Raw genomic sequence first — 12,156 nt, forward strand, 5'->3', positions numbered from 1 at the left:
TCGCAAACACCATGCACCCACCGGAAACACTCTGTAACACAGTGGCACATCACGACGGTTCACCGGCATACGTGAGCAACCCGTCGCCGGATCCCGGCGAGCGCGTCGAGCTCTTCGTCCGCGGCCGCACCGCGTCCGGCACCCAGCGCGTGCACGTGCGCACCAAACTGGACGGCGAACCGGTGTTCACCGAGGCCACGGTGGACCGGGTGGTCGGCGACGAGACCTGGTGGCGGGTCGGCGTCGAGGTCGGCAGCACCGAATTCGGCTACCGCTTCCTGCTGGACACCCCCGACGGCAACCGCTGGCTCACCGGCGCCGGCATCGCCTCCCGCGACGTGCCCGACACCGGCGACTTCACGCTCACCACCTACCCCGCGCCGCCCGCGTGGGCCGCCGACGCCGTCGTCTACCAGATCTTTCCCGACCGCTTCGCGCGCTCCGTCCGGCAGAGCGACGCGGCCATGCCGGACTGGGCCAGGCCCGCCGCGTGGGACGAGCCGGTCGGGTGGGGCACCGCCGGCGCGTTGCAGCAGATGTACGGCGGCGACCTGTGGGGAGTCGTCGAAAAGCTGGACCACATCGCCTCGTTGGGCGCGAACGTCCTCTACCTCACGCCGTTCTTCCCGGCCCGCTCCAACCACCGCTACGACGCGACCACCTTCGACCGGGTGGACCCGCTGCTCGGCGGCGACCAGGCGTTGCGCGCGCTGACCGCCGAGGCGCACCGGCGCGGCATGCGGGTGATCGGCGACCTGACGCTCAATCACTCCGGGGACGGACACGAGTGGTTCCGCCGGGGCCGGGCCGAACCGGGCTCCGCCGAGGCGGGCTTCTACTACTTCGACGCCCAGGACCGGGACCGCTACGCGTCGTTCTGCGGCGTCGACACACTGCCCAAGTTCGACCACGCGTCCGCCGAACTGCGCGCGCGGCTGTACGACGGACCCGACTCGGTGGTCGCCCGCTACCCGCGCGACTTCGGCCTGGACGGCTGGCGGATCGACGTCGCGCAGTCCGCCGGCCGGTACGGCACCCAGGACCGCAACGCCGAGGTGGCGCGCACGACGCGGGCCACCCTCGACGCCGCCGTACCCGACGCGCTGCTGCTCGCCGAGCACCAGCACGACGCGTCCGCGGCGCTGCGCGGGGACGGCTGGCAGGGCACCATGGCCTACTCCGGCTTCACCCGCCCGGTCTGGGGCTGGCTCGCCGATGCGCCGCTCACCGAGTTCTGGGGTGTGCCCGGTCCCATCCCCGGCTACGGCGGCGTCGAACTGGCGGCCGTCATGCGGGACTTCGCCGCGCTGCTTCCGTGGCGCTCGTACACCCACAACCTGACCCTGCTCGACTCGCACGACACCCAGCGGTTCCGCTCGATGGCCGGCCGCGAACACCAACACCTGGGCGCGGCCTTGATGTTCACCCTGCCCGGCCTGCCGATGGTGTTCGCCGGCGACGAGGTCGGCGTCGAAGGGGTGCACCTGGAGGACGGCCGGCGGCCTTTCCCATGGGACCCCTCCCGCTGGGATCACGACACCCACCGCGTCTACCGGGACCTGATCGCGCTGCGTCGCGGCCATCGCGCGCTGCGCGAGGGCGGCCTGCGCTGGCTGCACTGCGCGCCCGACACCGTGCTGTACGAGCGCCTGCTGCCGGAGGAAACGCTGCTGATCCAGGTCAACCGGGCCGGGCACACCCCGATCGCGGCGCCGGTGGCGGCGCGCAGCCTGACCGGCGGACCCGATCTGCGCCCGGGCGAACCGCTGCCCGGCGACGGCCCCGCGTTCCACGTCTGGCAGGTGGAGCGACCGTGACCTCGCCCACCGCGGCCGGCCCCACATCCGAACCCGAGACGGGAGAGCACCCGACCATGCCCGCGACCGCCGCCGGCACCGGCGTGATCGAGACGCTGAGCGACGTGCGCTCGGCGCACCTGGACAACACCCGCGACGTGCACGTGTACCTGCCGCCCGGCTACGACCCGCTCGCGGGGCCCTACCCGGTGGTGTGGCTGCACGACGGGCAACACGTGTTCGCCCGCACCGGTCTGGAACCCAGTTGGCGGGTCGAGGAGACGCTGGACCGGCTGATCGGCTCCGGCCTGCTGCCGCCGCTGGTGGCGGTGGCCGTGGACAACGGCCGGGACTCGCGCGGCGCCGAGTACAGCCACCACGTGCCCTACCCGCGCGACCCGCGCGCCCTGGCCCGGGGCGAGTTGTACGAGCGGTTCCTGATCGAGGAGGTGCGCCCGCTGATCGCGGCCCGCTACTCGGTCACCGAGGACCCGGCCGCGACCGCCGTGCTCGGCTCGTCGATGGGCGCCCTGGTCAGCTACCACCTCGCCTTCCGCCGCCCGGACGTGTTCGGCCTGGCGGGCGTGCTCTCGCCCTTCCTGGTCTTCGTCGACCCGGTCACGCTCGAGGAGACCCCGGTCCACCGGCGGCAGAGCGCGCGCGGCCCGGCCCGGCTCTGGGTCGACATCGGCGGCATGGAGGGCCTGATCACCGTCCGGCACACCCGCGACCTGGTCGACCACCTGGTCACCGACCTCGGCTACGCGCCGGATCGCGAGGTGCGCTTTCGTGAGGACCCCTGGGCGCCGCACCACGAGAGCGCGTGGGCCGAGCGGATCGGCAGCGCGCTGCTGCACCTGTTCGGCGACGCCGACTCGCCGCTGGTGGACCTGCGGCTGCCCGATCGGGTCGTGTTCGCCACCGGGCAGGAGCAGGCGAGTGTCGCGCCCGTGGGCGTACGCGCCGACGGCTGCGTGTACTCGGTGCTCGGCGCCGAGACGACCTGGACGCCGGCCGAGGTGCTGCGCCCGCTCGGCCCGGCCCGGGTGGCCCCGGCCCGGCCCGGCGTGGTCGAACTGACCGCGGTGGCCCAGGGGCACACCGCGCACGGCGAGGTCGAGGTGGTCGAGGGCGGCGCGGACGCGCTCCTGGAGGTCACCCTGACCACGTCGGCCGACCTGCCTGTCGAAGAGACCGTGTACTTCTGCGGCCTGGTCACCACGCGGGTGGCCGCCGGTACCTACCACGGCAGTTGGCGGCTGCCGCGCGGGGTCGGACTGAACGGCGCGGTCGGGCGCGGCTGGCGCTGCGACGGCCTGCACGAGGACGGCACCGCGATCCGCGACCCCTTCCACCACGACGGCGACCGGCACATCCGGCTGCACGTACCCGCCTGGAGCGACCCGAACGCCGAACAGCGCACCCGGGCGAACGCCGGCGACGACGCGACCACACCCTCGGAGGAGACCCAGTGAGACCACGCCTGTTGCTTCCGGCCGTGCTCGCCGCGACCCTGCTGGCCACCGCGTGCGGTGGCGGCGGCAGCGGTGGCGACGGCGACAAGGCCGCCTCGCCCGCCGCGTCCGGCCCGGCGGCGGCCACCGGATCGCTCACCGTATGGGCCGACGACGCGCGCGCCAAGCCGCTCCAGGAGATCGCCGCCGCGTTCACCCGGGACAAGGGCGTCAAGGTCAAGGTCGTGCAGAAGGGGCTCGGCGAGATCCGCGACGACTTCGTCTCGCAGGCCCCGACCGGTCAGGGACCCGACGTCGTGGTCGGCCCGCACGACTGGCTCGGCAAGCTCGTGCACAACGGCGTGCTGGCGCCGCTCGAACTCGGCGATCGGGCCGCGGCGTTCTCCCCGGTCGCGCTGGAGGCGATGCGCTACGAGGGCCGCACCTACGGGCTGCCGTACGCGCTGGACAGCATCGCGCTGTTGCGCAACACCGAACTCGCGCCGCAGGCCCCCACGTCGTTCGCGGACCTGCTCGCCACGGGACGGCGCCTGGTCGACGAGGGCAAGGCCAAGCTGCCGGTCGCGGTGCCGGTCGACCCCAAGAGCGGATCGCCGTACCACCTCTACCCGTTGCAGACCTCGTTCGACTGTCGGGTCTTCGGCACGAAACCGGACGGCGCCTACGACCCGGCCAAGCTCGAACTCGACAGCCCCGGTTGCCTGCGCTTCGCGCCCTGGCTGCGCGGGCTCGGCAAGGACGGCGTGCTCTCCACGTCGCTCACCGCCGACATCGCCACCGACGCGTTCCTCAAGGGCCAGACCCCGTTCCTGCTCGCCGGCCCATGGGACGCGGCCACCTTCAAGGCCGCGCACGTGCCCTTCGCGGTGGACTCGGTGCCCGGCGCGGACACCGCCCCGGCACAGCCGTTCGTCGGCGTGCAGGGCTTCTTCGTCGGCGCCAAGTCGGCCAATCCGATCCTGGCCCAGGACTTCGTCCTGAACTACCTGTCCACGCCGCAGGCGCAACGGGCCCTGTACGACACCGGCGGCCGGGTCCCGGCGACCACCGCCGTGCTCGACCAGGTCGCGAACGATCCGGTCGTGGCCGGCTTCGCGCGCGCCGCGCAGGCCGGTGCGCCCACGCCCAATCTGCCCGCCATGGACAGCGTCTGGGCCGACTGGGGCCTGACCCAACTGGCCATCGTCCAGGGCCGCGGCGACCCGGCGGAGCTGACCACCGCGATGGCCGGCCGGATCCGCGCCAAGATCGCCGCCGGCTGACGCGGAGCGGACGAGGAGACACCGTGACCCAGACCCTGCCCACCCAGCCGCCGCACACCCCACCGGGCCGGCGAGCCCCGGCCTCCCCGGACGCGAGCCGGCCGGCCCCGACCCACCACCGCGGCCTCGGCGGCCTCGCCGTCCGGATCGTCCTGCTCGCCATCGTCGACGCCCTCGCGGTCTACGGGCTGTTCGCGCTGGCCGCGGCACGCTCGTGGTGGATGTTCGGCGCCCTGCTCGTGGGCACGGTCGCGGTGAACGTCGTCTATGCCACCAAGCGGCACGTGCCCGCCAAGTACCTCGCACCCGGCATCGCGCTGCTGCTCGTCTACCAGGTGTACGTCGTGCTGTACACCGGCGTCGCCGCGTTCACCAACTACGGCGACGGGCACAACAGCGACAAGCCCGACGCGGTCGCGGCGATCCTCGCGCACAGCGAGACCCGCGTGCCCGACTCGCCCGTGCGACCCGCCTCGGTCGTCGCCCGCGGCGACCGGGTCGGCCTGCTGGTGACCCTGCCCGACCGGAGCGTACGCCTGGGCTGGGCGGGGCACCCGCTGGAACCGGTCGCGCAACCGGTGCCGGACGCGGGCGGCCGCGCGGTGGCCGCACCCGGGTGGCACGCGCTGACGTACAGCCAGATCGCGGGCCGACAGCGGGAGATCAGTGAACTGCGGGTGCCGGTGGCGGACGACCCGAACAGCGGCAGCCTGCGCACCGCGGACGGGATCAGCGCGGCGGCCTATCGCTCGACCCTCGACTACGACCAAAGCGCGGACACGATCACCGACCGGGCCACGGGCATCGTGTACCGACCCACCTCCGACGGCGTGTTCGCGGCGCCGGACGGCACCCGGCTCAGTCCGGGTTGGAAGGTCTTCGTCGGCCCGGACAACTTCGAACGCATCCTCACCGACCGCGACATTCGCGGCCCGTTCCTGGGCGTGCTGGTGTGGACGTTCTTCTTCGCCGCCGTGTCGGTGGCGGTGCCGTTCGGGGTCGGCCTGGTACTCGCCACGATCCTGGACGGGAAGCGCCTGCGCGGGCACCGGATCTACCGCTCGTTGATCATGTTGCCCTACGCCTTCCCGGCGTTCCTGGCCGCGTTGGTGTGGCAGGGCATGCTCAACACCGACTACGGCTACGTGAACGTGTCGCTGCTCGACGGCGCGCACATCCCGTGGCTCACCGACCCGTGGCTGGCCCGACTGAGCGTGCTCGCGGTCAATGTGTGGATCAGCTTCCCGTACATGTTCCTGATCTGCACCGGAGCGCTCCAGGCGATCCCGGCCGAGGTCACCGAGGCGGCGCGGATCGACGGCGCCGGGCGGCGGCAGGTGTTGCGGCACATCAAGCTGCCCCTGCTGCTGACCGCGGTCACGCCGATGCTGATCGCCACCTTCGCCTTCAACTTCAACAACTTCAACGTCATCTACATGCTCACCGGCGGCGGTCCCAAGGACCCCGACGCCCCGATCGAGGTCGGCTCCACCGACCTGCTGATCTCGCTCGTGTACAAACTCGCCTTCGGCGGCAGCAACCGCCAGTACGGCCTGGCCTGCGCCGTCTCGATCCTGATCTTCGTGGTGGTCGCCGCGATCTCCGTCATCGGCCTGCGTCGCAGCCGCGCGTTCGAGGAGCAGACATGATCCGCTGGTTCGCCCGCACCGGATGGCGGCACCTGATCGGCGTCCTCGCGGTGCTGGTCGCGGTCTTCCCACTGGTTTTCGTGCTGTCCGCGTCGCTGAATCCGAGCGGGACGCTGACCGGGTCCAACGAGCTGTTCGCGGACACCACCGGGAGGCACTACCGGGAGTTGTTCGAGGATCCGCTGCACCCGTTCGGCAAGTGGTTCGTCAACTCGATGGCGGTCGGCCTGGCCACCGCGATCGGGTCGGTGTTCCTGGGCGCGTGCGCGGGCTACGCGTTCTCCCGGTTCCGTTTCCGCGGACGCAAGGCCGGGTTGACCACGCTGCTGTTGGTCCAGATGTTCCCGCAACTGCTCGCGTACGTGGCGTTGTTCCTGCTGCTTTCCTCGTTCGACGACGTGTTCCCGGCGATCGGCCTGGGCAGTCGGCTGGGGCTGGTGATGATCTACCTCGGCGGCGCCCTGGGTGTGAACACCTATCTGATGAAGGGCTTCTTCGACACCGTGCCGCGCGACCTGGACGAGGCCGCGCGGATCGACGGGGCGTCCCACGCACAGGTGTTCTTTCGGATCGTGCTCCCGCTGGTGGCTCCGGTGCTGGCCGTGGTGGCCCTGCTGTCCTTCGTCGCGACGCTCAACGACTTCGTGATCGCGAGCCTGGTGCTGAGCGACCCGGACAAGCAGACGCTGGCGGTCGGGCTCTACCACTTCATCTCGTACGGCGTGGGGCGCAACTGGGGCGTGTTCGCGGCCGGAGTGCTGATCGCCGCGCTGCCGGTGCTGGTGCTCTTCCAGTTCCTGCAGCGGTTCATCGTCGGCGGGTTGACGGCGGGTGCGGTGAAGAGCTGAGGGGTCGGCGGTGCCGCGGTCGCGGCGATCGCATCCGTATCCCGGTTCCCGCCCCAGGTTCTCGTGTCGGGTTCCCGTCCCAAGATCCCGTTCCAAATCCTCGCTGCAAGTTCCCGCTTCAAGTTCTCGTGTCAAGTTCTCGTTCAGTGAAGGATGCTCTCGGATGACCGCCACGACCACGAACTCCCTTACGACCACCGGTTGGTGGCGCGATTCGGTGATCTACCAGGTGTACGTGCGCAGCTTCGCGGACGGCAATGGCGACGGGATCGGCGACCTGCCCGGAGTCCGCAGCCGGCTGCGCTATCTGAGCGCGTTGGGGGTGGACGCGGTGTGGCTCACTCCGTTCTATGCCTCTCCGCAGGCCGATCACGGCTACGACGTGGCCGACTACCGGTCGGTGGACCCGCTGTTCGGGACGTTGCAGGATGCCGAGGCGCTGTTGCGCGACGCGCACGCGCACGGGCTGCGGGTGATCGTCGACGTGGTGCCCAACCACACGTCGGAGGCGCACGCGTGGTTCGTCGAGGCGCTGGCGGCCGGCCCCGGCTCGGCCGCCCGGGAGCGGTACCACTTCCGGGCCGGACGCGGCGAGAGCGGCGAACTCCCGCCCAACGACTGGCAGTCGGTATTCGGTGGACGAGCCTGGGCGCGGCTGCCGGACGGTGACTGGTATCTGCACCTGTTCGCCCCCGAGCAGCCCGACCTGAACTGGGAACACCCGGAGGTCCGCGCCGAGTTCGAGGACATCCTGCGCTTCTGGCTGGACCTGGGCGTGGACGGCTTCCGGGTCGACGTCGCACACGGCCTGGTCAAGGCGCCGGGGTTGCCGGACATCGGCACGGGCGCGGGCATCGAGCTGCTCGGCAACGCCGAACTCCCGTTCTTCGACCAGGAGGGGGTGCACGAGATCTACCGCGCGTGGCGCCGGATCCTGGACGGGTACCCCGGCGCCCGGATGGCCGTCGCGGAAGCGTGGACGCCCGGCCCGGAGCGGACCGCGCGCTACGTGCGCCCGGATGAGCTGCACCAGGCGTTCAACTTCCATTACCTGGGCACCGATTGGGCCGCCGACGCGCTGCGCGAGGTGATCGACGCTTCGCTGGCCGGCTCGGCCGAGGTCGGCGCGCCCGCCACGTGGGTGCTGTCCAACCACGACGTGCACCGGCACGTGACGCGCTACGGCGGCGGCGCGACCGGTCTGCGCCGGGCCAGGGCCGCCGCGCTGCTGACGCTGGCGCTGCCCGGCTCGGTGTACGTGTACCAGGGTGAGGAACTGGGCCTGCCCGAGGTACTCGATCTGCCGGACGAGGTGCTCCAGGACCCGCGCTGGGAGCGGTCCGGACACACCGAACGCGGCAGGGACGGTTGCCGGGTGCCGCTGCCGTGGTCGGGCGAGCGGGCACCGTACGGATTCGGCACGCCGGCCGGTGCGGCGGCGTGGCTGCCGCAACCTCGCGAGTGGCGCGAGCTGAGCGTCGAGGCGCAGTGGGACGACCCGACCTCGACGCTGTCGCTGTACCGCTCCGCGCTGGCGTTGCGCCGCGAACACCCGGCGCTGGGTGACGGTGCCGAGCTGCGCTGGCTCGATTCGCCCGAGGGCACCTTGGTGTTCGGGCGCGGCGACGCGCTGGTGTGCGCGGTGAACCTGGGCGCGGAGCCGGTTCGGCTGCCCGAGTACGGCGTGGTGTTGCTGGCCGGCGGCGAGTTGCCCGGCGGCGGGATCCTGCCGGGCGACACTGCGGTCTGGTGCGCGGTGGACGGTCGCTGAGGGCGCGTTCGGTCGGCGGGTTCGTGCGGCGCCGCCGGCCGGCGGCCATGTGCCGCGCGAGGTGGGCGTGTTGCGGTGCGGCGCGTGCGCACGGAACGCCGTCGGGCGCGCACTGTCGTCGTGGGCCGCGCGTCCGGCTAGGGTGAGTACGTGGTGCAGTTCGAAGCGAATGTGGACGCGGACCGCCGGGCCTGGCTCGGGCAGCAGCTCGGCGACAACAACGTCGCGGCATCGCCGCACTTGGCGAGGCTCCAGGGGACCGATGCCGAGGACGAGGTGGCGCTGCACCTGTTCGCCCTCGACGACGACGGCACGATCATCGGCGGATTGGCCGGATACACGTGGGCCTACTGGCTGCACGTGGACCTCCTGTGGGTCGATCCCACCCGGCGCGGCACCGGCCTCGGCGGGGAACTGTTGGCCCGGGCGGAGAAGACCGCGCTGACCGAGCGCGACTGCCGGCACGTGCGGCTGGAGACCTGGGAGTTCCAGGCGCCGGAGTTCTACCGGAAACAGGGCTACGAACTCGTCGGCACGGTGCCGGACTACCCGCCGGGCAGTACCGAGTACATCTTCGCCAAGCGCCTCGCCTGACGACCCGGTCCTCCCGGCCGGCCCCGGAGGACGTACGCGGCGGCGTTCTTCGACCCGCACCCGCGCGGTCGTGGAGGCAGGCTCTTCGACGGGCCCTCGGCGGCCTTCCCGGAGGTGGGCTTCGTGCACGACGTATGGGGCGCTTCCGGCTCGGCGATGAGTTCTCGGGCGCGCCGGGGTCTATCCGAGGGAAAAGGGTATCCGCCGTCGACACCGACGGCGGCCCGCCTCGGGTCGACCAAGGAGTCGTGACGCATGTCCGAGTGGACCGTCCTGCGGGAGAACATCGCCTTCGGCGAGTCGGCGCGGTGGTTCGAGGGCCGGTTGTGGTTCTCCGACTGGGGTGCCCAGGAGGTGCTCGCGGTCGCGCCCGACGGTGTGGGCGAGGTGGTGGTGCGGGTGCCGTTTCCGTCGACGCCGATGTGCTTCGACCGGCTGCCGGACGGGCGGTTGCTGATCGTCTCGTCCAGCGAGGCACGCGTGGTGACCCTCGAAGCGGACGGGTCATTGGTCGAGTACGCCGACCTGGGCGCGGTCGGGGACGGTTTCAACGAGATCGTGGTGGACGGGCGGGGCAACGCCTACGTCAACGGGATCGGGTTCGACCTGTCGGCGGGGCAGGCGTTCCGGCCCGGGTTCATCGCGGTGATCGCCGCGAACGGGTCGGTCCGGCGGGTGGCCGACGACGTCGCCTTTCCCAACGGCATGGCGGTGACCCCGGACGGTTCGACGCTGATCGTCGCCGAGTCGTACGGCAACCGCCTGACCGCGTTCGACCTCGAGGTGGACGGCGGGCTGTCGAATCGCCGGGTGTGGGCCGACCTCGGCGACGGTGTTCCGGACGGGATCTGCGTCGATGCCGAGGGTGCGGTCTGGTACGCGGACGTGCCCAACCAGCGGTGTGTGCGGGTTCGGGAAGGGGGCGAGGTGCTGCGGACGGTCGAACTCGACCGGGGCTGCTTCTCGTGTGCTCTCGGCGGTCCCGACGGCAGGACGCTGTTCGTCGTCGCCACCGAATGGCACGGCATGGCCGACGCGACGGAGGGTCCGCGCACCGGCCGGCTCGTCGCGGTCCCGGTGTCGGTGCCGGCGGTCGACCGGTGAGCGGCTGTACGGCCGCGCCGGTCGGTACGGCCGAGCGGGTCGGCTGTTCGCGACGCGTTCCGCGGGTCGCCGCCGGGAACGGCTCGTGTACCCCCCTGTGCGCAGGTGCGATGACCTAGAGTTACCCAATGATTTTCATCGTGGTGAAGTTTCCGGTGAAGCCCGAGCACGCCGACGAGTGGCCGAAGCACGTCGAGCCGTTCACCCGGGCCACCCGGGGTGAGCCGGGCAACCTGTGGTTCGAGTGGTCGCGCAGCGTCGAGGACCCGAACACGTACGTGTTGGTCGAGGCGTTCCGCGACGACGCGGCCGCGGCGCACGTGAACTCCGACCACTTCAAGGCGGCTCTGGAGCGGATCCGTCCGCTGGTCCGGCACACCCCGGAGATCGTGAGCACGGTGATCCCGGACACGAACGGGTGGAGTGCGATGGGTGAATTGCAGATCGACTGACCGGGACACCGGGCCGGTGAGCCGGGCCTCGCCCGGGCGAGGCCCGGCCCACCGATGCCGGAGGTCCTCAGTGCAGGACCTTGAGGCCGATGACGCTGCCGACGATGCCGGCCAGCAGCAGGACCTTGACGACGGAGAACGCCTCGCCGTCGAAGAGCATCGCGTAGGTGACGGTCAACACCGCGCCGATACCCACCCACACCGCGTAGCCGGTGCCGACCGGCAGTTCGCGCAGCGCGTACGCCAGGCCCGCCATGCTCGCGGTCAGGCCGACGCCGAACACGATGGTGGGGAAGAGTTTGCTGAATCCGGCGGACTTGCCGAGTGCCGTCGCCCAGACGGCTTCCAGGACACCGGAGATGATCAAGACGATCCAAGCCATGACAGGCACGCTCCCTGACACCGTCTTGTCTCAACCGGGTACGGCGTGCCTCGTCCGGGAGCCTGTTCGGGCTCCGTGAACCACTCTCGCACGCGCCACTCGGCGCACAAAATCCGGGATTCGACCACCCTTCGGGCGCACGATCCCGGTGGTTCCGGTCACCAGGGGGTGCGATCGGCTATCGGCGATCAGCGGTCGCCGAGCAGGGCGCGCAAGGCGTTGTCCAGGGCGGGGAGCAGCTCGGCCTCCGCGTCCGGCGTGTAGAGCATGCGCATGGCCAGGCCGTCGGACAACGCGATGACCGCGTCGGCGACGTGCTCGCACTCGTCCCGGCCGTGTGCGGGCAACGCGGCGGAACCGAGCCAGTCGGCCAGGGCCGCGCGGATGTCGGTGTCGATCTCACGTTGGGTGGCGGCCAGGCCGGGGTGGTGCACGGCTCGGGTGACGAAGGCGAAGCGCACGGTCGCCTCGGCGTGCCGGGCGGCGTCCAGCGGGAGGGTGGTCAGCACCAGGCGGCGCAACACCTCGTGCGGCGGTCCGGTGGGATCCACCTCGGCCCACCGCCGCTCCACCGCCTCGCCGGCCAACTCGGCGGCGAAGCCCAGCATTTCGTCCTTGGTGCGGAAGTACTTCTGGACCGCGCCGGCGGAGCGCCCGGCGGCGGCGGCCACCGTGCGCACACTGACCTCGTCGAGGCCGTTGCGGGACACCAGCTCCAGCAGTGCGGCCCCGATCGCCCGCCGTTGCGCGTCGCGGTCCACGATCTTGGGCATCGATCCCCCTGACAAGTTTCGGATACGACTGTATTCTAAAGACTCGGTGT

11 protein-coding genes and 1 riboswitch are annotated in these 12,156 nt (G+C 71.6%); of the genes, 9 read left to right on the forward strand and 2 right to left on the reverse strand.

Going from position 1 to position 12,156, the window contains the following annotated elements:
* Positions 1-71 precede the first annotated feature (71 nt).
* From ACWCPW_RS37280 to ACWCPW_RS37320, 9 genes are all read left to right on the forward strand, one after another.
* Positions 72-1,817, forward strand: a complete 1,746-nt coding sequence (locus ACWCPW_RS37280; RefSeq protein ID WP_449766011.1) for a glycoside hydrolase family 13 protein — start codon at positions 72-74, stop codon at positions 1,815-1,817.
* Positions 1,814-3,271, forward strand: coding sequence for an alpha/beta hydrolase (locus tag ACWCPW_RS37285; RefSeq protein ID WP_449766012.1), 1,458 nt, complete (start codon positions 1,814-1,816; stop codon positions 3,269-3,271). The genes ACWCPW_RS37280 and ACWCPW_RS37285 overlap by 4 nt, the downstream gene beginning before the upstream one ends.
* The gene (locus ACWCPW_RS37290) at positions 3,268-4,533 is read left to right on the forward strand and encodes a sugar ABC transporter substrate-binding protein (protein ID WP_449766013.1); all 1,266 of its coding nucleotides are present in this window, start codon (positions 3,268-3,270) and stop codon (positions 4,531-4,533) included. Before ACWCPW_RS37285 ends, ACWCPW_RS37290 begins: the two co-directional genes overlap by 4 nt.
* Positions 4,534-4,556: 23 nt before the next feature.
* Positions 4,557-6,182 carry an ABC transporter permease subunit gene (locus ACWCPW_RS37295; RefSeq protein WP_449766014.1) on the forward strand — a complete coding sequence of 542 codons (1,626 nt, stop codon included), beginning with the start codon at positions 4,557-4,559 and terminating at the stop codon, positions 6,180-6,182.
* Positions 6,179-7,030 (forward strand): sugar ABC transporter permease, encoded by an 852-nt coding sequence (locus ACWCPW_RS37300; protein WP_449766015.1) that lies wholly within the window; start codon positions 6,179-6,181, stop codon positions 7,028-7,030. The genes ACWCPW_RS37295 and ACWCPW_RS37300 overlap by 4 nt, the downstream gene beginning before the upstream one ends.
* 163 nt (positions 7,031-7,193) lie before the next feature.
* Complete coding sequence (locus ACWCPW_RS37305) at positions 7,194-8,801, forward strand: glycoside hydrolase family 13 protein (RefSeq protein ID WP_449766016.1); 1,608 nt, start codon at positions 7,194-7,196, stop codon at positions 8,799-8,801.
* A 150-nt stretch (positions 8,802-8,951) separates the two neighbouring features.
* Positions 8,952-9,395 (forward strand): GNAT family N-acetyltransferase, encoded by a 444-nt coding sequence (locus ACWCPW_RS37310; RefSeq protein ID WP_449766017.1) that lies wholly within the window; start codon positions 8,952-8,954, stop codon positions 9,393-9,395.
* Positions 9,396-9,650: 255 nt separating this feature from the next.
* Positions 9,651-10,499 carry an SMP-30/gluconolactonase/LRE family protein gene (locus ACWCPW_RS37315; protein ID WP_449766018.1) on the forward strand — a complete coding sequence of 283 codons (849 nt, stop codon included), beginning with the start codon at positions 9,651-9,653 and terminating at the stop codon, positions 10,497-10,499.
* A 128-nt stretch (positions 10,500-10,627) separates the two neighbouring features.
* On the forward strand, positions 10,628-10,951 hold the full coding sequence (locus ACWCPW_RS37320; RefSeq protein ID WP_449766019.1) for a putative quinol monooxygenase: 324 nt from the start codon (positions 10,628-10,630) through the stop codon (positions 10,949-10,951).
* A 67-nt stretch (positions 10,952-11,018) separates the two neighbouring features.
* Here ACWCPW_RS37320 and ACWCPW_RS37325 read toward each other — a convergent pair whose 3' ends face one another.
* Together ACWCPW_RS37325 and ACWCPW_RS37330 are read right to left on the reverse strand one after the other, a co-directional pair.
* Positions 11,019-11,333, reverse strand: a complete 315-nt coding sequence (locus tag ACWCPW_RS37325; RefSeq protein WP_449766020.1) for a DMT family transporter — start codon at positions 11,331-11,333, stop codon at positions 11,019-11,021.
* Between the two features lie 14 nt (positions 11,334-11,347).
* A riboswitch (guanidine-III (ykkC-III) riboswitch) is annotated at positions 11,348-11,410 on the reverse strand.
* A 111-nt stretch (positions 11,411-11,521) separates the two neighbouring features.
* The gene (locus ACWCPW_RS37330) at positions 11,522-12,106 is read right to left on the reverse strand and encodes a TetR/AcrR family transcriptional regulator (protein ID WP_449766021.1); all 585 of its coding nucleotides are present in this window, start codon (positions 12,104-12,106) and stop codon (positions 11,522-11,524) included.
* Between the last annotated feature and the right edge of the window lie 50 nt (positions 12,107-12,156).

Source organism: Embleya sp. NPDC001921 (genome assembly GCF_053594475.1).